We start from the raw sequence: 23384 nt of genomic DNA, 5'->3' as shown, positions 1-23384 counted from the left end.
TGTTGTTTTTCGACAAAAAAGCTTGATTTGTAAAGAGCAAACTTGAATAAATGAAAAAAAAGCCGCCTTAGAGGCAGCTTCAACTTTTCTTGTATTGATTCTTATCTCTTTCGAAAACTATTTTTGTTTAACGTTCTTTTTCCGTCAGTAGATTCAGAAATTCTGCTGCACGGCCATCGGAAGGACGATTCAGCACCTGTGCCGGCGGTCCCTGCTCCAAAATGACGCCGTCGCCCATCAGCACGACCGTATCAGCCGCTTCGGCGGCAAACTTCATTTCATGGGTTACCACGACCATCGTCATCCCTTCGGCGGCAAGCTGCTTCATGACTTTGAGCACTTCGCCGACCAGCTCGGGATCGAGCGCGGATGTCGGTTCATCGAACAACATCACTTCAGGGTTGGTCGCGAGCGCCCGGGCAATGCCTACACGCTGCTGCTGCCCGCCGGACAGCTCATGCGGATAAGCATCTTCCTTGCCGGACAATCCAACTTTGGCAAGCAGCTCGGCGGAACGGCTGCGCGCTTCTTCCTTGCTCCGCTTCTGAACGACAACCTGCGCTTCCATCACGTTTTCGATTGCCGTCTTATGCGGAAACAGATTGTAAGATTGAAAGACCATGCCGGTGTTCTGACGCAGCTTCAGCACGTCTTTCTTGCCCGGCTTGCGTCCACCATCGAAGCTCAGATTCGAATCGCCCAATTTCAAAGAACCGGCATTCGGCATTTCCAACAGATTCATGCAGCGCAGCAGTGTTGTCTTGCCGGAACCGGAAGGTCCGATGATGACAAGCACCTTCCCTTTTTCCAGCGACAGGTTGACGCCCTTAAGCACTTCAAGCGATCCGAACGATTTATGCAAATTGCGAATTTCAATCATGGACTTATCTCCTCTCGGACAGGATTAGCGGGTCGAGAAACGGGCCAACCGCTTCTCCATCACGTTTTGCAGCGCATTAAGTACGGTACACAGAACCAGATACAGTACAGCAACTTCACAATAGATAAGCAGAGGCTCATAGGTAACCGCTGAAACTTGCTTGGATACTTGGAACATCTCGACCACGGTAATGGTATAGGCGAGCGAGGTGTCTTTAACCAAACTGATAAAGGAATTGGAAAGCGGCGGAACTGATACGCGAGTGGCCTGCGGCAGTACGATGCGCCGCAGCGCCTCACCACGAGTCATGCCGAGCGAATAGGCCGCTTCCCACTGCCCCTTTGAAATCGACTGAATGGCGGCACGTACGATTTCGGAATTATAGGCACCCATGTTCAGCGTAAAACCGATAATCGCGGCCATAAACGGATCAAACTTAATTCCAATTGTCGGAAGGCCATAGAAAATGATGAACAGCTGTACAAGCAGCGGCGTACCCCGAATGATCCATACGTAAATGCCGGCAATCTGGCTAAGTACAGGGATTTTCCACAACCGCACCAGAGCGACAACGATCGCCAGCACCAATCCCAGCGCAAATGCGATCAGTGTCAGCGGAATGGTAAACTGCAGGCCGGCCTTGATCATCGGCCATAAGGAATCTATTAAAATCTGAATTTTACGATCGTCCATTTTCGTTATACCCCTCTCTTTGGGCGAAATCAGGCTCGGCATACAGCAATCTTTCCGACTGCGCATGCTTGGTCAAAAAGCATCGGACAGAGCCAATCATTCTGACAAGCCGCCGGGCTTACCCGACAAACGAAGCGGGGCTGTCCCTGAATTCGCTGTACGAATTCGGGATAGCCCCGTGCGGCTTAAGCCGACTATTTGCAGATCGTTTTAAGCAGTCTTAGCTGCTCAAAGCCAACCTTTTACGGATCGTTTTAAGCAGCCTCAGCTGCTCAAAGCCGACCTTTTACGGATCGTTTTAAGCAGCCTCAGCTGCTCAAAGCCGACCGTTATTTAGAAACGTCTTCTCCAAAGTACTTCTCGGAGATCGTCTTGTAAGTGCCGTCGCTGTGCATATCGGCCAACGCTTTATTCGCAGCTTCGACCAGTTCCGGATTGTTTTTGGCAAATACGGCACCGCTCTGCGAAGCGTCTTCCGCTTCAGCAACGACTTTCAATGCGATGTCCGGCTTTTGCTTTTTCAGATCGAGGAATGACAAGTTATCGTTGATCGTCGCATCGACACGGCTGGAGTTCAGCAGATCGATCGCCTGGTTGAAACCTTCAATTGGTACGATTTCCGCGCCGTTCTCTTTTGCGATGTCAGCCAGGTTGCTGGTCAACGACTGTGCGGACTTTTTGCCCTGCAGATCTTCAAGCGAATTGATGTCCGTATTGTCTTCGCGCACAATCAGAACGGCACCGGAAGAGATATATGGATCAGAAAAATCATATTTCTCTTTGCGGTCGTCACGGATAGCGACTTGGTTGAAGACGGAGTCGAAGCGTCCGGCGTCGATACCGGCCAGCAGACTGTCCCAAGGTGCTTCTACAAATTCAGCTTCTACACCGATTCGCTTGGCGACTTCACGGGCGATATCCACATCAAAGCCGGTCAGATTGCCGCTTGCGTCATGGTAAGTGAACGGAGGGTAAGTTCCTTCCGTACCGATTACCATTTTGCCTTCCGCTTTGATTTTTTCCAGAGAGTTCGCCGCGGCAGTCTCGCTTTGTTCGGATGCCCCTTCATTATTTGCAGCCGTCGGAGTATTGTTTCCGCAGGCAGCAAGCATTAAAACCATCAGTATGGCAGTTAGGCTTAGCAAAGTTGCTTTTTTCATCGTTGAATTCCTCCAAATGAATAATGATGACCCTGAGACACCAGTTTGTGCATAAGCTGATTGGTCTCATTTAGGTCGTGCAAGATTGAATTCTAAACTCTTACCTAAAGAAAGTCAATATTTTTTAGTATAATTCCTATTAATTTTGTCGGTTTTTTTGAAATTTATGATATGCAGCTCGCTTTTTTGTGTTTCTTCCTATTAGCAGTGTAAACTTGGCAGCTTTCGTTTAAATAGGATATAGCCGCAAGTTTTCGTTTCTACATATGTATAAAAATCCCGGTCCCGGGCATCAGGATTTGTGCATGAGCGGGAACTCACGTAAGCATGTAAGGAGGACATTTATGTTAAGAAATCGCTTTTTTGTAGTGGGAGCAGGCATTGCCTTGGTTCTACTTATTATTTTCCTGGGTTCCTTGGTAAAATTCATTTTTGATCCGATCGTTTCCTTGGTCAGCCTGCTGGTTGTTCCTCTGCTGATCGCCGCTTTTTTCTATTATCCGCTGCGTCCGGTGATTCGCTACCTAGAACGTCATCGCTGGAATAGAAATGTTTCGGTTATGACCATCTTCTTGGTAGGTTTGTTGATCTTGGTAGGCTGCTCACTATGGGTATGGCCACCGCTCAGCGAACAAGTAAACACGCTAATCGATAACGCGCCAAACATTACACAGAGTATTATCGACCAAATCCAGCAGCTCCAGAATACGCCGGCATTTGCACGATTTGTTCCGGACAATAACGAAGAGATGCTTTCCCGTCTGACCGGATATTTGAATACTGCCATTACCTGGGTTTCGGAAAATATCAGCAGTATGTTCTCGTTTATCTCAAGTTTCATGCTGGTGCTGGCTACCGCTCCGATCCTGCTGTACTTCCTGCTGCGTGACGATAACCGGGTTACTCCCCAGCTTATGAAAATCTTCCCGGAGCGTTTCAAGGAAGACGGACGTGTAATGCTGGACGATATCGATACGTCACTCAGCAACTTCATAGCGGGTCGAGTAATCGTTAACTTCGGTCTTTGTATCATTCTGTATATCGGATTTTTGATTATTGGACTTCCTTATTCACTGCTTCTCGTTATTATTGCTTTTTTCCTGAATTTTATTCCGTTTATCGGGGCATTCGTAGCAGCGGTTCCCGTCGGAATCATCGGATTGATCGAGTCTCCGAGCATGGCGCTTTGGTCGATTGTCATCGTTATCATTGCCCAGCTCATACAAAATAACGTACTGGAGCCTCTCGTATTCGGCAAACAGCTGGATATGCATCCCTTCACGGTCATTGTTGTCGTACTTGTCGGGGGAGACATTATGGGCATTCTGGGCATGCTGATCTGTATTCCGGTCTACATGACCCTCAAGATCATTATTCAGCATGTTTATCAAATGTACGTTAAAAACAAGATCAAACAAACATTGAATTAAGAGCAGGACACCAGGCCATTCCCGAATTCGGGGATGGCCTTTTAACTTGTATATAAAACGACCATCCCGAGCTTGGGCACGGTCTTTTATATGTATAAAGCAGTCGTCTTCAAGCTTGGGCGCGGCTCTTTAGCGTACAGAAGCAAGTATGCTATACTGATTGAAATCGTTTTACATCCTCGAAAGATTGAATAAAATCACTAGACAGGAGATGAATTTGCATGAATTTTGATCCACTCTATCAGCCTTATCCGTCGCATCGTCTGCCTGTCTATGCACGAAACGGCATGGTCGCCACTTCACAGCCGCTTGCTGCGCAGGCCGGAATGGATATTCTTAAAGCCGGAGGCAATGCCATCGATGCCGCAATCGCCACGGCTGCTGCACTGACTGTACTGGAGCCTGCTTCCAACGGTATTGGCGGAGATGCCTTTGCCCTTGTATGGACAAAAGGCGAGCTTCACGGCCTTAATGCCAGCGGTCCGGCACCTGCTTCGCTCTCGATTGATGCACTGCGAGAGCGTGGTATGGAAGAGATCCCGAAATACGGAGTCGTTCCAATTACGGTGCCAGGTGCTCCTGCTGCCTGGGCAGAATTGTCGGCACGCTTTGGCCGCCTGCCGCTTGAGCAGACACTCGAGCCTGCGGCACGCTATGCTGAAGAAGGATATCCGCTGCCTGCAGCACTGGCCTATTATTGGGATCGTACGCACCGGATCTTCAGCAGCCAGCTCAGCGGTGATGCCTATGCAGAATGGTTCCGTACATTCGCGCCGGAAGGTCGGGCTCCAAGAGCTGGAGAAATGTGGGCTTCGCCGGGCCACGCCGCAGCGCTGCGCGAGATTGGCGCAACAAATGCCGAATCTTTTTATCGCGGTAGCTTGGCCGAGCGAATCGCAAGTTATATTGGCAAGCATGACGGATTCCTGTCCCGGGAAGATCTGGCCGCCTATAAGCCAGAATGGGTAAAGCCGATCTCGACGAATTACCGGGGCTGCGAAGTCTGGGAGATTCCTCCGAACGGTCAAGGGCTGGTGGCGCTGATGGCACTGAATATTCTGGAAGGCTTCGCTCCAGGAGAAAAAGACAGTATGTCTACGCTTCATCGTCAACTGGAGGCCATAAAGCTGGCTTTTGCCGACGGCGAAGCTTATATCGCCGATCCGGCACATATGCGCACATCACTAGAAGGGCTTCTTTCGCGTGAATACGCGGATACGCGGCGGGCCCTGATTAGCGAAGAAGCCGCGCTGCCAGGCCCTGGCACCCCTCCTTCCGGCGGTACCGTCTACCTCGCGGCCGCAGACGGCGAAGGCAATATGGTTTCGTTTATCCAAAGCAATTACATGGGCTTCGGATCGGGCATTGTTATTCCAGGAACCGGCATCTCCATGCAAAATCGGGGACATAATTTCTCTATGGATCCTCAGCATGATAATGCACTCGCACCGGGCAAACGCAGTTATCACACGATCATTCCAGGCTTCCTTACGCGCGGCGGTGAAGCTATCGGGCCGTTCGGCGTCATGGGCGGCTTCATGCAGCCTCAAGGACATGTGCAGGTTGTCATGAACACGATCGATTTCGGATTGAATCCGCAGGCCGCACTCGATTCGCCCCGCTGGATGTGGGAGAACGGGAAAACAGTCTGGGTCGAACCCGATTTCCCTACTCACCTTGCACAGGCCTTGATCCGCAAAGGACATGAGATCAAAATCGCTCCCGATAAAGGCATGTTCGGCCGTGGTCAAATCATCTGGCGCGATCCTGCAAGCGGCGTACTCTGCGGTGGCACCGAGACCCGTACGGACGGTTCGATTGCAGTCTGGTAATCTGCTTGTTTATCCCTCAAAAACGTAAAGGCAGCTTCCCCGGAGGCTGCCTTTTTTCGTTTGAAACGCTTTTGAAAAAAACAATTGACTTTTTAATTAAATTATGCATTTTGTGTTTACATTCCGCTAGGAAGTTTAAATATCAATCGTGGCAGTAAACAACGAAGCATTGAAGCAGTATCACCGAAAAACAGCACGACAACGAAATTAAACTCTAAAATCACTGACAATCAAAGAGGAGGAATCATGATCATGAGTAACAAAATCGTAGGCGTGTTCAATACGGAAAGAGAAGCTTCCAGTGCAATCCAGGAACTGAAAAGAACGGGGTACAATACGGACGACATCTCAATCGTAACCCGCGATAAGAAAGACATGCGCAAGCTTGAAGACGAAACAGGTACCATGGCTCCGGAAGGTGCTGCCGGCGGCGCAGCAACAGGCGGTGTACTGGGCGGTATTGGCGGTCTTCTGGCAGGTCTCGGCGCGCTGGCTATTCCCGGAATCGGGCCGATTCTGGCAGCAGGACCATTAGCTACGACACTTGCAGGTGCAGCAGTCGGAGCAGCCGGCGGCGGCTTGGTCGGCGGACTGATCGGTCTGGGTATCCCAGAGCACGAAGCCAAAGAATACGATGCGGCTGTTGACGAAGGCAACATCCTCGTTATCGTAGATACGGAAGATGCGAACCGCAGCGAAGTTTACCGTATTTTCCGCGATAACAATTCGACAAATAGACGTTACGACAACGATCCTTCCATGAACAGTGGAATGATGAACGATACGACTTCCCAAGATACGATGTATCGCGATACGCCGGCAATGGGCGCAACAAACCTTGACGCCAACCGTATGGATAACACGCCGCTTGGCGATCGTTCAATGGATACTTCATCCAATATGGACAACCTTGATGAAGCACGCAAATTGCAGCTTCGTGAAGAACAGTTGGACGTAACGAAAAATACGGTGCGTACTGGTGATGTTGAAGTCCACAAAGACGTAATCGCCGAGCAGGCAGCAGTTGACGTGCCAGTCAATCACGAAGAAGTTGTAGTTGAGCGCCGGTCCGTCAACAATTCGCCGACCGATCAGCCGATAGGTACGGATGAAACGATTCGCGTGCCGGTCAGCGAAGAGCAAGTTCAAGTCAACAAGCACAACGTCGTAACCGGCGAAGTGGAAGTGCACAAACGCGACGTGCAGGAAACCGAACAAGTACGCGATACTCTTCGCCGCGAAGAAGCACGCGTCGACAAGAATGGGAATCCGGAAATTCGCGAAGGCAGCGAAACGATGAGAGAACAATCGCCTTCGAGAAGATCTTAAGTTATAAATCGGGAAGTTATGGAAGATCGGTATGATATTGAATAATTACTTCATTGCTGCGGCGATAAGCTCTTCGTCCGGTAAGCGGCGGCATATCTGTTAAGGTCGCAATCGGCCGAGGAGCGCCGCAAAGCATCCGGTCTCCCTTCCCAAATTCGAACAAGCCCGGCAGGCAGCCCGGGCTTGTTCGCGTATAACGAGATTTTCAGTCTGCAGCTATTCCCCTAAAACAAGGAGGACGACAAGGTGACGGATAAAGTGGTAGGCGTATTTTTGACTGATCGTGAAGCTTCCGAAGCAATCGAAGATTTGAAGCAGCACGGATACAGCCAGGATGATATTTCGATTATTGCCAAAAATCATGAAGATGCAGAAGCAATTAGCGAACGGACTGGGACTAAAGCGCCGGAAGGTGCTGCAGGAGGCGCAACCGCCGGAGGCATTCTGGGCGGCGTAGGCGGACTGCTTGCCGGTCTCGGTGCACTCGCAATTCCCGGAATTGGACCCCTGCTGGCAGCTGGACCGATTGCGACGACGCTTGCGGGGATAGCGGTCGGCGCAACCGGAGGTGGACTTGTCGGCGGATTGATTGGACTTGGCATTCCTGAAGAAGAAGCGAAGACTTACGACGAGCATGTCAGCAGTGGCCGTCTGTTAGTTATTGTCGATGCGCACAACCAAAACCGGGATGAAGTGGAACGTATCTTCCGTCATCATTACGCATTAAATCACACTTCATTAGGTGCTGAAGACAATATGTCCAACTTGAATACCGCTCCTCCCCGTCAGGCACAACCGGATACAAATTCCGCTGCAATGATCGATCGAAATGATTCGGAGGCTTCCGCACAGAATTCGCGCACTGAGGCGCCGACGGCTCCCTCCGTTTCCGATGACGAAACGCTCCAGCTGCGTGCCGAACAACTGGATATTGAAAAGCGTCAAGTTCGCACGGGCGAAGTGAATGTTCGCAAAGAAATCGTCCGTGAAGAGAAGACCATTACCGTACCTGTTATGCATGAAGAAGTGGTCATCGAACGCCGGGCAGTGGACGGTACTTCATCGGATGAGGGTGTCGGACAAACCGAAACGATTCGGATTCCGGTAAGCGAAGAGCAGATCGAGATCAATAAACGGAATGTTGTGACAGGAGAAGTCGACGTAACCAAACAGACAGTCCAAGGTACCCAGCGCGTCGAAGATACTGTAAGACACGAAGAAGCACGCGTTGAACGGACAGGCAGCGTTCGGGCTGCCGATCCCGACTTCGTTCCTACAACCGATTCGGTAAGTCAAACGGACGGAATGCCAGATGAAACGTCCGGTCTGCCCCCACGCAGCGAACGATCCCGGCGTTAAATTCCGTCTGCAAACGAAGGACGGAATCGACCTATAAAGAAAGGTTGGAATTTGTATGAAAGAATCCAGCACCATGCCGAAATGGGCAATCTTCGGTCCCGGACAAATCGCGAACGATTTTGCTTCGGCTATCCGCTCCGTATGCGGAAGCATTGAAGCAGTAGGCGCCCGTAATCGAAAGAAAGCCGAAGCGTTCGCACATAAACACAGCATTGAAAAAGTATACGGCAGTTTGGATGAACTGCTTGAAGACGAGCTGATTGACGTTGTCTATATCGCTACACCGCACAATACCCATCATGAATTGATCATGCGCTGTCTGGAAAAAGGGAAGCATGTCTGCTGCGAAAAAGCGATTACGGTCAACGGCAAGCAGCTTGCGGAAGCGGTCGAGGCAGCCCGAAGCCGCAATCTCGTTCTGGCCGAAGCAATGACCGTCTATCATATGCCTCTGTACCGCAGACTGCTCGATCTGCTTGCCCAAGGTAACCTGGGTGCGATCAAGAGTATTCATGTCGCATTCGGCGATCCGAAAGAGTATGACCCACAGAATCGATTCTTCAATCCCGATTTAGCCGGCGGTGTTCTGCTCGACATGGGCACTTATGCGTTATCTTTCGTTAAAATGTTTATGCCGGGCGGTCCGGATCGCTTCCTGACCGACGTACGCAAATCCCAAACCGGTGTGGACGAAGAGGCAATGATTATGCTTCATGGCGGTCTGGGCGAGTCGGCTTCCGTGTCGCTCAGCTTTCTGGCCGACACGGGTCATTTGGCCACAATTGTCTGCGAGCGCGGCACTATTTTGCTTAAAGACTTTACTCGTGCAAGCCGGGCTTTCATTTCTCACGCGGACGGGACTTCTGAAACGATCGAAGCCGGAAATCGTGACGATGCGCTGAGTTATGAAGTTGCCGATTTTAACGAGTGGGTACGCCGTGGAGAAACACCTTCCACGCTTGGCTGGTCAATCGGAGTGATGGCTATGATGGATGAAGCTCGAAACCAATGGGGACTTCGCTATCCTTCAGAGTCTTGATCCAAAATGCTTACTAATTAGTCCAATGTTTTGATTATGGTCGTTTTTTTGAAAAAGAAAATATTTTTGACATTTGCCCCTACACGGTTAGGGGCTTTTTGCCGATATTGTAATTAGGTCTTACGTACTGCGAAAATAATTTATAGATAGGGGAAATGAGGACTTGAGCAATCTCGATCGGATCATGTATCAGCGCAACAAAATTGTGATGTGGATCTTATGGACTGTTTCTCTGCTTCTAGGAGTGGCCGGTTTGAATATGTCGCTTCCCATACTGCTTGCAGCAGGTGCAATAGGAATTTTTGCAGCAGTGTTCACCTGGTTTACACTTCGCAAAAAAGCGTTACATATTCTGCCGTATGCTGCAGCTCTCTTCTTCTTTGGCTGTTATGCCGTCGTTCTTATGAACACGATTAACGTACTTGCAGCTCTCGTACCTGCGATTCTATTGCTTCTGTATCCGCGTTATCGTTATGTGCTTTTGTACTCTGCTTTGACTGCGGTCTTTCTGTTGACTTCGTGGCTTCGGGGTGCGGAAGTGTTTGTACCGGAAGGCCGGATAAGCACTCTGATCTTCACAGTCGTGTTGTTTGCGGCGATCGCAGGCATTGCCGTCACAATTGGAATACTGAACGAAAAGTTGTTCGCTGATCTGGCCAAACAGCGTGAGAAAAGTAAATCCGATGCTCAGAAGCTCGATCAGATCTTCGAACAGATCAAAGCTTCGGTTGACGAACTCAGCCAGTTTGCCCGTAAATCCAAGGAGAACGTTACATTAAACGAGCTGATTACCGGCGAGGTTACGAATGCTTTCGCCCAGGTTGCGCAGGGTGCGGAAAGCCAATCCGGCAGCGTAACGGAAATCGCGGACAAAATGTCTGTGAGCGACCGGGAAATCGAAGGGGTCGTACAGAATTCTTCGATCATGCGGGATCTATCGGAGCATACCGCCAATGTCACGCAAGACGGGTCCGGACGCATGTCCGAACTGCGCAGTCATATCGATCAGGTCTACTCGGTGATGAACGACACGGCGCGCGATATGGAATTGTTCCGCAAACAGAACCAGCAGATCGCTCAGATTCTGTCTACGATTTCGGAGATAGCGAGTCAGACCAATCTTCTGGCCCTGAACGCTGCAATCGAGGCCGCTCGCGCGGGCGAAGCCGGACGCGGTTTTGCCGTCGTATCGGACGAGGTTCGCAAGCTTGCCGAGCATTCGCGCGAGTCCGCTGAACAGATCGGCGGTATTCTCGGCGATCTGCAAAACGGAACCGAGCGGTTGATGAATCAGGTTCTGCGCGGTCGCGAAGCTGCCAAGAACAGCCTGGGAGCCGCTCAGCGCTCCGAAGAAGCTCTGATTGAGATTAATGAAAATACACACAAGCTGCTTGACCAAGCCGGAGAAGTTGAGATCCGATCCGAGAAGATGAAGATCTCTTCTTCGGAAGTGTCCAATCAGGCAGCAGCAATTTCGGCGATTACGCAGCAGACAAATGCCGCTATCGAAGAAATTCTTGCCGGCATGGGTGAACAAAAATATATTACCGGTCAGATGACCGGCAGCTTTACCCAGTTGGAGAAACTGATCGCAGATCTGCAGAAATTGACTGCATCCGGAGCCGAAGCAGAACAAGCCGAGACGCTTCCAGTGGCGCAAAACCGCAAGAAAAAATTACTGCTTTCCCGCGACCCCAAATCAGAAACACAAGACGAAGAACCGATTGCCGGTTAATCATTCGTATTGAACAGCGAATTACCTCTTCCTCCTTTCGCTGCAAAAAAAGAGCCTTTCCGTACCCTCTTTAAGGGAACGGAAAGGCTCTTTTTCTATTTATATCTAGGCGTGTATGCAAACTTATCGACTTTTTTGAGTAGGAGTTTCTTTCAACGCCCAGGTTCGGCTTTCTGCTTTTCAGCTTTATAATGAAGCGGTTGAACGTCAAATATGAAGTTGTTCTGTCTTCCTCATTCTATCGTAAATACTTTTGAAGCCTTATTCGCTCTGGCTGCAGAAGAAGCATACAGTACCCGATCCGGCTGCTTGTAAAACTGCGGCCACAGTCCGTGCCGATAAGAAGCCGAATTGGGGAATGTCGGATCGTTTGCGCGAATTGAAGCGGCATAGACATAAATTTTTTGACCCTTTTTGGCACCGGATGCCTTCTTCAGATCGATTCGATAGCGCAGCGAACGGGCATCGTACAATTCGAAGCGAACCGGAGACAGCTTCCATTTCCCCTTCTCGCCTACTTTATAATGCAGTTGGATCTCCGCCGGACGATTTCGTTCGTATCGGTTGGTCTGCGGATTATCGGTTCCCGAATAAGCGGTCACATACAGCATGTTGCCATCTCGCCAATCGGCGGACACATAGTCGAGATCCGAGCCCCCATTCCATGTCTCCAATGACGTATGGCGGTATAACAGGTACATCGGCATCGTCTGCGAATCGGCGGCGCTGCTGCGTCCCCGGCTGACCTGCTGAATATGCAGATGCGGATTATAACGCTTGGCCCGGTCGATCGTACCGATTACTGTTGTCTCGGTCACATAATCGCCGACACGGATGCCCGAGCTTCCGGAACCTGCCGGATCAATATGGACATACTGGATATACATGCCGTCGGGAACGCCATCGCCGTTCGTATCGTGATTGATAATCATGCTGCCGAGCTGCGCCGATGTATGGTGTTTAACCTCAGTCACCCGTCCCGGTAAAATAGCATATACACGCTCGCCTGCAGCCATCGCCAGATCCGATCCATTATGCGGATTGGTCCCGCTGACCACATTGCGCGGCTGGTTAGTTTTGCTCTCGACCAGTGAATAATGCTCAAACAGTCCATCCGCATCGCTGCGCGCCGGCGTCATTGCGGGAGCAATTGATGCTTTGACGCCGTACTGCTGAAGAAATCTTGCTCCGTAATCAGATGCCGACGCCGTCGATACGGCACCGAGCGCAAGAAGCATGCAGGAGGTCAACCCAACTTTTCGTCCAAATCCACCCGCTTTTTGTCCAAATTCGCCTACTATTGAAGATTTTTCTCGATTGGACTTGTTCATGCTTCCTCCTCCCCGCTTACCTGCACGGTATACGTCGATTCCTCTGCCGTTGTCCGATTGCGCAGTTGAACAAGCAGCGTTTCGCCATCCTGCCAAGTGATCCCAATGATGGAGTGTCCTGCAGGTTCTTCGATCGTTCGACTTTTCAGCGTCTTTGCATCAAGCAGTATCAAAGTGGATACCCGGCTGGAGCGGTCAGGTGCATTGAGAAGAGCGAACCACTTTCCGTCGTCGGAAGCTGAAGCGGAGCGAAGGTGATTGAGACCGCCTCCCCGAAATGTTTGGGTCTGCCCGGTCGACAGAGCACGTACATTCAGAGATCCGTCCGATACTTGCGAAAGCAAATGCGTTCCGGATACGGCCGAGATGGAAAAGCCGGATACAAGTTTGGCCGATGCTCCGCTTGCACTGTCGACCTGTACAATACCGCTATCTCCCAAATCAAGGTAGAACCGATTTCTCGCATCCCAGCCAAGTACGGGATAACCGGCTCCATAGACTTTCTTTTCCGCACCCGTACGCAGATCTTTAATCCAATTCTCTCCGTCTTCACTGCCGGTAACCGTAATATTTCGTGTCGTCCAATACAGCATTTTCGTACCGTCGGGACTGACCGAAGCACGTTGACCCCAGACTACCATTTTTGGAGTGCCGCCAGATGCAGAAGTCCGTTTGGTTTTACGATAATTGCCCGTCTCTCCTTTTAGAAAAACGGAAAGCTGCCGCTTCTTGGGATCCAACTTATAGATCGACGATGCGTACTCGACCAGCGCCTGTCCATTCGGCAGTGAATGCAGCTCGTATCCGAGATCCGGCGAAGGTAGTACGATCATCCCTCCCTCCGATTCGATAAATCGAAAAGTCAGCGTCTCGTTCAATCCGTCCGCGGTCAGTTTGGCCGTAAAGGTCTTTGTCGCTCCCTGGACCGCTGTCGTTCCTGCACGCGTTTCAGGTCTCCCGGACAACGGGTCGATGGAAGACACCGCCTTCTGCTTTTCCTCCCGTCCCGGCAGTTGAACCCGTATTCCCTGCACAGCTGCCTGGCGTCCGGACTCCTGATCTGCGCGTGACCATACACCGGCGTCGGCTAATGCGGCTCCCGAAGCCAGAAGCAGCATTGAAGTTCCGAACGCGGCAATTCTGAACATTTTGCGCATATCGTCCTCACTCTCCCATCTTGCATACTTAAATTTTGGAGATACCTTCACTCTATTACGCCGTAATGTACCGGAAAAGTTGTCGAGATGCAATAAACCGGGCTTTTTGGAAAAGGATATTGAAAAATAGGTCTAAAGGTATTATTCTATTCTTTGAAAGACTTTTTATCCTCTTTTACATAGTTCTATATTCATCCCTCCTTAATTTCATTTTTATTCCATAAGACTCTCCTGTGACTCGGCTTCTTCCGATTTCGCCGCTTAATGACTTTAATATTCGACAATTTTCATCCAAGAGGAGGTCTATTGCATGTCGGAATCTTGTTCTGTACCAGACAAAGAAAAAACGGATCTTGTATCGGATGATCGTGTTCGCGACGATTCTAGAGGTGCAAATCCCAATTCGCAAACCGCAGACGGAAGTATTGAAATCAAAAAAGGTCAGCTGCTTGTTACCGATCCTGTTGATGACGGTGCGTATGCGATTCTGATTCCGCTTCCGCCGCTTCGCATATGGCTGAACGGAGTCGAACTGCTCTCTTCCACTCCAGTCCGCTCAAGCGATCAGATTGAATGGGAAAGAGACTTGGAGCCGCTGTACCGAATTGAAATCTCTCCTGATCATATGCATGCCGCGATACGCGTCTTCAGCGAAGTTAGGTACGCTTGGAAGCTCGAAGATTGTCCCGCTTCTTCCTTCCTGTCGCCAAAAGCCGTATCGGATTCGAACAAGCCGATCGGTAGGCTCGAAATTGCGGAAATCATGGCCGAGATCGGCTCAATGGGCATCCGCAAAAATCTCGACGTATCTGCTGTTGTGCGAGCGCTTCAAGAAGCAGAGGGACAGCCGGTATCTTTCGCTTGCGGACTTCATCCCATACCGGGCTCCGACGCCATACTCGAGATTTTGTTCGGCAAAAAAATAGAAAACGCCTTCAAAGAAATTGACGGTGCTCTCGATTATCGCAATCACTTACATATCCCTTCCGTCCAGCCCGGCGATCTGCTCGCTCGTCTGCACCCCTGCAATCCGGGAATACCGGGGTACGATATATACGGCGATCCGATTCCGCCTCCGCCTGTCAGGGAGATTGATCTGCGTGCCCGGCAGCATGTCGAAGCACGAGAAGACGGAACGTTTGCGGCGCTGAAATCGGGACGACCCTGCATAACGGAAGGGGCGATTCAGTATCTGGACGTTTCCGATGCTTACGTGGTCGCGGGCGATGTCGATCTGAAGACCGGGCATATCGTATTCTCCGGCGACGTAACCATTCAGGGAAATGTTACCGAGAATATGATCGTCGAGTCGCTCGGCAATGTCTATGTCTCCGGCGGTGTCTATCAGGCAACCATTACGGCTGCAGGAAGCATTGTCGTACAAGGCAGTACAATTGGCAGCCGGCTGTATTCCGGAAGCTTCGGAGTTGCTTTCAACCGGCTGCACCATTTATCCGTCCAATTGCAAGAAGACATATCCCTGCTGCTGCAGGCGGCTCGCACTCTTTTTGCAGAGATCGATAAACGAGGGCAGTCCGTCCGCTTCGGTCAAGCCGTACTGCTGCTGCTCAAGACCAAGTTCAAAACGATCCAGCCGCAGATCCGGGAACTGCTTCAAGTCTTGGTAACCGTGCAGCGCAGTACCGGCTCCGCATCAAACGAATTTGCCGACACACTGAACCTGATGCTCTCTCCGGTCCAGATGATCGATATGCTGAATGAGGAACTGCTGATTGGTCTACAGTTAAATCTAGAACGCGAGCATTCGTTTATCATTAATATGCGGGAAGGCGATTCTTCGATCGAACTATCCCGATGTCAGACCAGTACAATCAAGTCTAACGGCGATATCGTCATCTATCGGGAAGGTGTGATGCAGAGTGATCTTTACTCGACCGGCTGCATCAGCTTCACCCACCCTTCCTCGGCCTGCAGAGGTTCCTTACTGGAAGCCCAAGAACGAATCAAAGCATCTATTGTAGGCAGTGCCGGCGGTGCTCCGTGTATTCTCCGGGCTGGGAAAAGCGTATATGTACAGCGTATGTTTGAAGGCAAAATTTTCGTCAACGGCCTGCAGCGGGATATTCTCTCTCCTGTACAAGACTGGACGTTCGGATCTGCAAGCGACGATTCTGCAAGCGACGATTCTCTTTCCCTTATCAGCCAACCGCTGTAAGCGAAAAGCAAATGCAAAAAAAATAATGCAGAGCAGATAAAAAAAGGACGACGAAGATTGTTCTTCGTCGTCCTCAGGCTGTCGAGAAAGTCCTATTCGTTATATAAGCTCAAGGGCTGCGAGAGAAATTCGTTCCGGTCGCGTGTTGAAATCGGGAAAAGAGATCAAATTTTAATGGAATTTTCCCGATTTCAAAGGCGAACACTATCGTTCCTTCACTGAATTTCTCTCTTCGCACATCTGCTTCACTTTAATTAAGACTTTCTCGACACGGTGAGGACGACGAAGATTGCTCTTCGTCGTCCTTTTTTTAGTTCAATTTCTCCATGAGGCGGCGTAGCGCTTCGCCGCGGTGGCTGATCCGCTGTTTCTCTTCAACGTTCAGCTCCGCCATCGTACGCTTGTACTGCGGCACATAGAACAGCGGATCGTAACCGAATCCACCTGCCCCCGCCGTATCCGACGTAATCCAGCCTGCAACCTCGCCCTCGGTTTCGACACTGCGTCCCGATGCCGGATCGTACAGCACCAGTGCACAGACGAATCGGGCTGGACTGAGCAGCGGTTGTTCCGTATCGTCACCCTGCCGAATTCGAATCAATTCCTCCAGCAGCTTGGCATTGTTGGCGGCATCGTTGCCGTGTTCGCCCGCGTAGCGAGCCGAATAGATGCCCGGCGCGTCGTCCAGCAGCTCCACGCACAATCCTGAATCGTCCGCCAGTACAGGCAGGTTCAGGAAATCGCCGATTTGCTTGGCTTTCTTGAATGCATTTTCCCTGAAAGTAGAGCCGTCTTCCACGACTTCCGGCGCTTCCGGATATTCGTGCAGGCTGAGCACTTCTTTGCCCAGTGCAGCAAATGCATGCCGGAATTCGCGTACTTTGCCCATATTGCGCGTTGCCACAACAATAATGTCTTTACCGGTTACGCTTTGTCCTTCGCTCATGCCAACCCTCCGGTTCCATGATTGCCGATCTTCAGTGAACTTGCGCCAAGCGCTTCTTTTTGAATGGCGATCATCTGACGTACTCCCGTCTCACCAAGCTCCAACAATTCGTTCAGCTCCTGACGACTGAAAGGTCGATCCTCACCGGTCCCCTGCAGTTCGACAAACTCACCGGAGCCCGTCATGACAATGTTCATATCGACCTTCGCTGCAGAATCTTCTTCATAACGCAGATCAAGCAGCGCCTCGCCGTCGACAACGCCTACGCTGACCGAAGCCAGAAAATCGGTCACCGGATAGCGCTTGAGCTTGCCCTGTGCCTCCAGCTTGTCGAGTGCCAGACACATCGCTACGAAAGCTCCGGTAATCGAAGTCGTTCTTGTTCCTCCGTCCGCCTGAATAACGTCGCAGTCGACCGTGATCGACCGTTCGCCAAGTGCCTGCAGATCAACGACCGACCGCAGCGCACGGGCAATTAGGCGCTGGATCTCCATTGTCCGTCCGCCCAGCTTGCCTTTTGCCGCTTCACGGATATTGCGTGTATGTGTCGCACGAGGCAGCATGGAATATTCTGCAGTTACCCATCCGCGCCCCTGCCCTTTCATAAATGGTGGGACTTTCTCCTCCACCGTCGCATTACAAATGACTTTGGTATCTCCTACCTCGATATAAACCGAGCCTTCTGCAAATTTGTTCGTATTAATCTCAAGCTTGACCGGACGAATCTCATCCGGCTTTCTGTCGTTTCGGCTCACTTCGTTGTCCTCCCGTATTCGTCTGTTCGACGCTTCGTTCCCCTCATTTTAGCAAAATAGGCCGCTGAGCGCACACCTTGTTACACTTATGAAGAAAATTTGATTCATGAACGCCAATTATGTACACAGGTTAGATAGAAAGCCGTACTCCTATTCCAAATTAGAGGTGATGACGATGCAAACTCCGGAAAAACCGACTACGCAAGAAGAAAAGATGGGCATGCCTGAACGTCAGGCCTATTCGCTCGACAGCCGCAAAGTAGCTGAAGCGACAAGACGGTGGCTGCAGAAGCGCGGCATCAAGCTCGAAGAGATTGCTGAACTGGTACTTTTCCTGCAAAGCAAATACTACCCGAATCTAACAATGGAAGAATGTATGCATAATGTCGAAAAAGTACTTGAGAAGCGCGAGGTACAAAATGCCGTCCTGACCGGTATTCAACTTGATGTACTTGCGGAAGAAGGCAAACTGCTGTCTCCGCTGCAGGAGATGATTAAGAACGACGAAGGCCTATACGGCGTTGACGAAATTCTTGCCCTATCGATCGTTAATGTCTACGGCAGCATCGGACTGACCAACTTCGGTTACATCGACAAGCTGAAGCCAGGCGTGCTGGAACAGCTGAACGATAAGAGTCAAGGTCCGGTTCATACGTTTCTCGACGATATTGTCGGCGCGATCGCTGCCGCAGCCAGCAGCCGTATCGCGCATAATAAGCAGAGTGAACGCGAAGTCGAAATTCAGATGCCCAAGGAACCGGGAGACGATTGAACATTTGCCTCTCTCTATTTTTGTTTGAAAAAGACGGCAGCCCCGGTGGGCTGCCGTCTTTCGTCATGATGCTTAAATCCGTATTCATTTCACCGCGCGTATAAACTTTGTCGTCTATGTTTTTGATAAAAAGGTTCGCAGTTCGATTCGAAATAGGTCTCAAAGCCGCTGGTTCCGTCCAATCGAAGAAAGTCGACAGGCGGCTCCGGCACATGGGCTGACGAAGAACGAAGGCTCGCCGCCCGAACGACCTGTTCCCAGTTTCCCTTTGCCTCTACTGCAATCAAGGTATGCGGGGGTTCTCCGGTAGCCGGATTGTAGTAATGTGCGTTATACGCCAACATGACGTTCGGCAGTTTGTCGAACACTTCCGCTAATTCGTTCAAGAGGTCATTCGGTACAGTACTCGGACTGCCGAGCATGACCTGGGTTTCGCAATCGACCGTATAGCTCTCCGGCACACCGAGCAGGCTTCCATCGAGAAGCGATTCAATCTCCGAAGCCGAAAATTCTTTTCCGAATTCTCCGCCCGGATTCAGCCAAACGTCCGAACCGCGCACAAGTCCGAACAGATCGATCGCATTCATTGACAGATAACGCATTTCCCGGTCAATAAAGTTCTGCAGCATAGGCAGCGAAGTGAAAACGGGCAAATACGTCTTTCCGGCGATCTCTACACTGGGCAAACGCACCTTCATTTTTTCCTGTAAAATGCCATCTTCCCCAGGTGCATCTCCACCCATATGCAGAGTATAAATCTCCGAGCACTGCAGCTCCTCGTAAAATTCCTTTCTTCGCGACGGATCATGCACCGCGGCAGCCAAAGTCCGCTCCAGTTCGTTTCGAGGTTCGAATCCCATAATCCCCCTCCTTTTTTGTCTTGAATTTAAAGGATTCAAATTTTAGCCGCAAATACATTTTTATCCATACTTTTCCGAAAAACAATCTGAAAAACGTTTCTTTGGATATTTTATACCAGTTTAACCTTAAAAATCAAAAAAGAAGGGTCCCCTTTCCAGGAAACCCTTCTGCGGTCCTACTTTAACTTACTGTAGAGGACAAAAGGCTTATACCGACTTTTTCTCCGCCTCTTCGTCTTCTCGAATACGAACTTCTTCGAATCCCGTGTCTTTCGGTCCAATGTATCCGCGAAGCACGTCGTCCACATAATCGTCATAGTCATACCATTCTTCATAAAGGTCGGATTTTCTTTCCAGAATCGGAATTTTTCTTTCCAGCATCGGAATTCCTCCTCTTAATGAAGTTTTGTTTATCTATCGCTAGCCTATCAGTGGCTGAACATGCTGTCAAAATCGATAAGACCTGCTTGCGAGCGGTAAAACGAAATAAAACCGCGGCTCCCACAATCTAAGCGGGCGCCGCGGCAAATTATTGCGTTTTTCGAGCCTATTCTTGTACTGACTCTTTGTTGGCAATTATACCTTAAATGTCTTACATCGATTTAGTGAGTGTGATTGTCCAATTGCTGCTGTTTACGGCAATGTCCCAACCCAGCAGACCTGTGATAAAGCGCAGTGGCACCACTGTTCTGCCGTTCTCATCCGCGAATACTTTGTGTCCTACCGGCTGTCTCTTACCGTTAACTTCCATGAAGTCTTTGTTCAGCCAGAATTTCAGCGTATCGCTGCCTGCTTTAACGGTTACGGCTTTGGTCTTGTTATCGTATTTCACGTCCGCACCGATGCCTTCGCTCAGGAAGCGCAGCGGTACATAAGTTGTGCCGCTCCAGACACGAGGCATTGTATCCATCTTGGTCGTTTTGCCGTTAAGTGTCAGGTTTGGACTGCCCACCTGCAGTTTAACCGTCATGATGTTCAGATTCGCCGGATCAGGCTTTGCCGGAGTCATTGCAGGTTCTTGGAAGTTCGAATTGAACTGGTCGACAAGTGCGCCGCTGAGCAGTTTGCCTACACCGAACATCAGAGCGTAACCTTCGCGTTCCGTTTTGTAAGAACCTGTGTAATCTTGGGCTGCGTATTGATCAAGAACCTGCTGCACTTGGTTCTCGTGCGCGGTCAGTCCTTCAAGCGCTCCGGCTTCCGGAATGCGGTTCTCGGTTGCCGCAGCCAGGAATGCCGCCATTTCTTTTGTAAACTTTGTGATTTGAGCCTTAGCTGCTGTAATTGCCGCCTGATCCTCGCTCTTCACAGCTGCTACATATTGAGCCTGTACGTTAATGTGGTCAGTCGTCCAGAGCTTCTCGAACTGGTCCGCACCTGCTGCACCGTAGACCGAAGCAATCGCAGCTTTGAAATCTTTGGTGTTAGCCGCTTCTGCTGCAACCAGTGCATTACTGCTTGCGCTCATACCGTTATACTGCTCTTTCATTTGCAGAGTAGCCAGAGCAAAGTGCTCAGCGAACAGATAGTTCAGCGCCGATCTTAGATCACCTGCAGGCGTATCCGATTTCGTGTTCTGGAATTTCTCCGGCATTTGCGTCACGATTGCGGTCGACAGCGCTTCGCTGATCGTGAACATAGTGCTCAGGCCTGTACGGTAAGAAGTGTAAGCTCCCTTGAAGTCGCCTGCTACATGCTTATCGAAAGCTTCTTGCACTTGGCCTTCGTGAAGGCGAAGTACTTGCTCAGCTGTTGCCTGAGGCAGTTTGCCGCCTGTTGCTGTACCCAGGAATGCGGAGAATTCTTTAATGAATTTCTCGAGATTCGCTTCAGCTGCTTGCACAGCTGCAGTATTGCCGGCTTTTTGTGCTTTTACCAGATCGTCGGTCGCTTTGTTGTGGGCGTTGAAGATGCGTCCGAATTCGGCTGCGCCTTCTTTGCCATACAGCGATTCGATCGCCGGAAGCATGTCTTTCGCGTTCTGATCCAGCGCCGCATATGCGGCAGCCGCGTCAGGCGAACCTTCATACGCTGTAATCATCGCGTTGACCGCCAGTTGATAATGTTCGGAAAGGAGAAGGTCCAGCGCCGATCTCAATTCGACTGCAGGTGTTGCAGCCGATGCCTTCATGGTTGACATTTGCGCTGCTGTTGCTGCAATGTTCGTTGCTGCTGCCGAAGCTTGTGCCGGAGCGAATCCTGCTACTGTCGGAACAATCAGAGCCAAGCCAAGTACCGGAACAGCCAACTTCTTAACATTGAACTTCTTTGTTTCGAGATTTTTTACATTGAACATTTTAAACATCTTAATCCCTCCAGTTGTGTGTGTGTGTATCATTTTGGTGATTAGGTGTTCTTCTATGTTTTGTTTGCCCTTGTTTCTCTCGCTTACATTGGGTGAAACGCAGGGTTCATGAATTTGGATCACTCTATTTTTAATTTTTAAAATAATCTTTTTTGGGGCTTGATCGATATCCTTTGAATCCGACCTATGTTTTTTACACACAAATCAAAAAGCCCGTTCTCTAAAAGAGAACGGACAGGCTGTCGAGAAAGTCCTATTCGCTGTGCAAACTCAATGGCTGCGAGAGAAATTCGTTAGCTGATGCTTACGATGTGCCTTTCTTCGAAAAGCTTTAGGTCGCGTGTTGAAATTGAGAAAATGGATTAAACTTTGAATTGGTTTTTTCTCAATTTCAAAGGCGAACGCTGGCGCTCCTTCACTGAATTTCTCCCTTCGCACATCCGCTTCACTTTGAATTGGAGTTTCTCGACACGTTGAAAGCCCGTTCTCTAAAAAGAGAACGGGCTTCGTCGTGATTTCTTTAACAACCTTTTCATTCGAGTCCGGCGAAAACGTACTGTTTGAGCAGCGGGGGCTAAAGTAATTGGTTCACGTTAAGGTGATTGGTTCACGGTCAAAGAACCGAATGTGATGACGTCTCCCTCTTGGTTACAGTACGCCCGGCCGCGATCCGCAAGCTCTACCAGATGCGCGAGAGTCTCCGACAAGGCGAAACGCAGCTGATGAATTCCTAGCGAAGTGCCGAACAGAGTCGTGCAGATCTCATAGGCACTGCGAGGTTCGCTGCGCAGCAGCTCCTCCATCCGGTCCAAGCGCTGCTCGTGATGTTCGAGCAGCTGCTCCGTCCGTTCCGTAAAGTTCTTGAACGGATCGCGATGACCGGGAAATGCCTGGGTTACATGCAGCGCTCCAAGCGTCCGCAGCCCGTTCAGATACGAACGCAGTGGATGGAGATCGCCGCCCGGGCTGTAGGAGATATTCGGCGAAATACGCGGCAGTACCGCATCGCCGCATAGGATTAGGCCGGTCTCCTCCTCATAGAAAGACAAATGTCCTTCCGCATGACCGCCTGTCTCGATCGGCCGCCACAGACGCCCGCCGAAGCGAATCGGCAGTCCCGGTTCGATGATCGTAATCTCCGGCTGAGGCTCGATCTGTGTTCGAAAACCCGACAGATGCTCCGGGAGTTGAGCCAAACGATCGTCACCCATGCCGTGACGACGATACAGATCGATCGTCGCCGCATCAAAGCTCCCTTCCGGCTGGAACTCTGTGCCTCCCCAATTGCGCCGAGCCGCTTCGCTTGCAGCCTTCGACATCCAGACCTGCGCTCCGCTTCGCTCCTGCAGCCAGCCGGCCAAACCATAATGATCTGGATGATGATGCGTTAGTACAATCGAAGATATTTCTTCGTAAGAGAAGCCCAGTTCATTCAGCACCTCATCCCAGGCTGCTTCATTTTCCGCCGAACGCGGGCCGGGATCGACAATCGTCCATCCCTCTTCTCCCGGCAGCATATAGCTGTTGACCCAACGCAGCGGAAAAGACATGCTCATCCGTGCCCGTGTCAGTTCGCCGTAATCTGTCACTCGTGATTGACTCATCTGCAGCCTCTCGTCCCTTCC

The 23384-nt window shown here is 50.5% G+C and carries 19 protein-coding genes; 8 read left to right on the top strand and 11 right to left on the bottom strand.

Going from position 1 to position 23384, the window contains the following annotated elements:
- Positions 1 to 127: 127 nt before the first annotated feature.
- From F456_RS0117350 to F456_RS0117340, 3 genes are all read right to left on the bottom strand, one after another.
- Positions 128 to 880, bottom strand: a complete 753-nt coding sequence (locus F456_RS0117350; protein WP_018978324.1) for an amino acid ABC transporter ATP-binding protein — start codon at positions 878 to 880, stop codon at positions 128 to 130.
- Between the two features lie 24 nt (positions 881 to 904).
- Entirely contained in the window at positions 905 to 1573 is a 669-nt protein-coding gene (locus F456_RS0117345; protein ID WP_018978323.1) for an amino acid ABC transporter permease, read from the bottom strand.
- Positions 1574 to 1902: 329 nt separating this feature from the next.
- Positions 1903 to 2733, bottom strand: a complete 831-nt coding sequence (locus F456_RS0117340) for an amino acid ABC transporter substrate-binding protein (RefSeq protein WP_018978322.1) — start codon at positions 2731 to 2733, stop codon at positions 1903 to 1905.
- Between the two features lie 344 nt (positions 2734 to 3077).
- Here F456_RS0117340 and F456_RS0117335 point away from each other — a divergent pair, with 344 nt between their 5' ends.
- From F456_RS0117335 to F456_RS0117305, 6 genes are all read left to right on the top strand, one after another.
- A complete protein-coding gene (locus F456_RS0117335; protein ID WP_018978321.1) occupies positions 3078 to 4163 on the top strand; it encodes an AI-2E family transporter in 1086 nt (361 codons plus the stop codon).
- 221 nt (positions 4164 to 4384) lie between these two features.
- Positions 4385 to 5995, top strand: a complete 1611-nt coding sequence (locus F456_RS0117330; RefSeq protein WP_018978320.1) for a gamma-glutamyltransferase family protein — start codon at positions 4385 to 4387, stop codon at positions 5993 to 5995.
- A 252-nt stretch (positions 5996 to 6247) separates the two neighbouring features.
- Complete coding sequence (locus tag F456_RS25090; RefSeq protein ID WP_018978319.1) at positions 6248 to 7324, top strand: YsnF/AvaK domain-containing protein; 1077 nt, start codon at positions 6248 to 6250, stop codon at positions 7322 to 7324.
- Between the two features lie 246 nt (positions 7325 to 7570).
- Complete coding sequence (locus F456_RS0117315) at positions 7571 to 8683, top strand: YsnF/AvaK domain-containing protein (protein ID WP_018978317.1); 1113 nt, start codon at positions 7571 to 7573, stop codon at positions 8681 to 8683.
- A 55-nt stretch (positions 8684 to 8738) separates the two neighbouring features.
- Positions 8739 to 9722 (top strand): Gfo/Idh/MocA family protein, encoded by a 984-nt coding sequence (locus F456_RS0117310; protein ID WP_018978316.1) that lies wholly within the window; start codon positions 8739 to 8741, stop codon positions 9720 to 9722.
- Positions 9723 to 9885: 163 nt separating this feature from the next.
- Entirely contained in the window at positions 9886 to 11457 is a 1572-nt protein-coding gene (locus tag F456_RS0117305) for a methyl-accepting chemotaxis protein (RefSeq protein WP_018978315.1), read from the top strand.
- A gap of 233 nt (positions 11458 to 11690) precedes the next feature.
- On the opposite strand, the gene F456_RS0117300 is transcribed toward F456_RS0117305, so the two are convergent.
- Together F456_RS0117300 and F456_RS0117295 are read right to left on the bottom strand one after the other, a co-directional pair.
- On the bottom strand, positions 11691 to 12788 hold the full coding sequence (locus tag F456_RS0117300; protein ID WP_018978314.1) for a M23 family metallopeptidase: 1098 nt from the start codon (positions 12786 to 12788) through the stop codon (positions 11691 to 11693).
- Positions 12785 to 13945, bottom strand: a complete 1161-nt coding sequence (locus F456_RS0117295) for a WD40 repeat domain-containing protein (protein ID WP_018978313.1) — start codon at positions 13943 to 13945, stop codon at positions 12785 to 12787. The genes F456_RS0117300 and F456_RS0117295 overlap by 4 nt, the downstream gene beginning before the upstream one ends.
- Positions 13946 to 14255: 310 nt before the next feature.
- Here F456_RS0117295 and F456_RS0117290 point away from each other — a divergent pair, with 310 nt between their 5' ends.
- Positions 14256 to 16121, top strand: coding sequence for a FapA family protein (locus tag F456_RS0117290; RefSeq protein WP_018978312.1), 1866 nt, complete (start codon positions 14256 to 14258; stop codon positions 16119 to 16121).
- A gap of 310 nt (positions 16122 to 16431) precedes the next feature.
- On the opposite strand, the gene F456_RS0117285 is transcribed toward F456_RS0117290, so the two are convergent.
- Entirely contained in the window at positions 16432 to 17067 is a 636-nt protein-coding gene (locus F456_RS0117285; RefSeq protein WP_018978311.1) for an XTP/dITP diphosphatase, read from the bottom strand.
- Entirely contained in the window at positions 17064 to 17822 is a 759-nt protein-coding gene (gene rph / locus F456_RS0117280) for a ribonuclease PH (protein ID WP_018978310.1), read from the bottom strand. Before rph ends, F456_RS0117285 begins: the two co-directional genes overlap by 4 nt.
- A gap of 214 nt (positions 17823 to 18036) precedes the next feature.
- Here rph and F456_RS0117275 point away from each other — a divergent pair, with 214 nt between their 5' ends.
- Positions 18037 to 18594, top strand: a complete 558-nt coding sequence (locus tag F456_RS0117275; protein ID WP_373290957.1) for a phosphatidylglycerophosphatase A family protein — start codon at positions 18037 to 18039, stop codon at positions 18592 to 18594.
- A gap of 89 nt (positions 18595 to 18683) precedes the next feature.
- On the opposite strand, the gene F456_RS0117270 is transcribed toward F456_RS0117275, so the two are convergent.
- The 4 genes from F456_RS0117270 to F456_RS0117255 form a co-directional block, all read right to left on the bottom strand.
- Positions 18684 to 19454, bottom strand: coding sequence for an enhanced serine sensitivity protein SseB C-terminal domain-containing protein (locus F456_RS0117270; protein ID WP_018978308.1), 771 nt, complete (start codon positions 19452 to 19454; stop codon positions 18684 to 18686).
- Positions 19455 to 19661: 207 nt separating this feature from the next.
- Positions 19662 to 19835 (bottom strand): hypothetical protein, encoded by a 174-nt coding sequence (locus F456_RS24415; protein WP_018978307.1) that lies wholly within the window; start codon positions 19833 to 19835, stop codon positions 19662 to 19664.
- A gap of 211 nt (positions 19836 to 20046) precedes the next feature.
- Entirely contained in the window at positions 20047 to 21759 is a 1713-nt protein-coding gene (locus tag F456_RS0117260) for a copper amine oxidase N-terminal domain-containing protein (protein WP_018978306.1), read from the bottom strand.
- Positions 21760 to 22352: 593 nt separating this feature from the next.
- A complete protein-coding gene (locus F456_RS0117255) occupies positions 22353 to 23363 on the bottom strand; it encodes an MBL fold metallo-hydrolase (RefSeq protein ID WP_018978305.1) in 1011 nt (336 codons plus the stop codon).
- Positions 23364 to 23384: the final 21 nt, after the last annotated feature.

This window comes from Saccharibacillus kuerlensis DSM 22868 (assembly GCF_000378145.1).
GTDB lineage: Bacteria > Bacillota > Bacilli > Paenibacillales > Paenibacillaceae > Saccharibacillus > Saccharibacillus kuerlensis.
The sequence above is the reverse complement of the archived record's forward strand: the minus strand, read 5'-3'. Positions and strand labels throughout refer to the sequence as shown.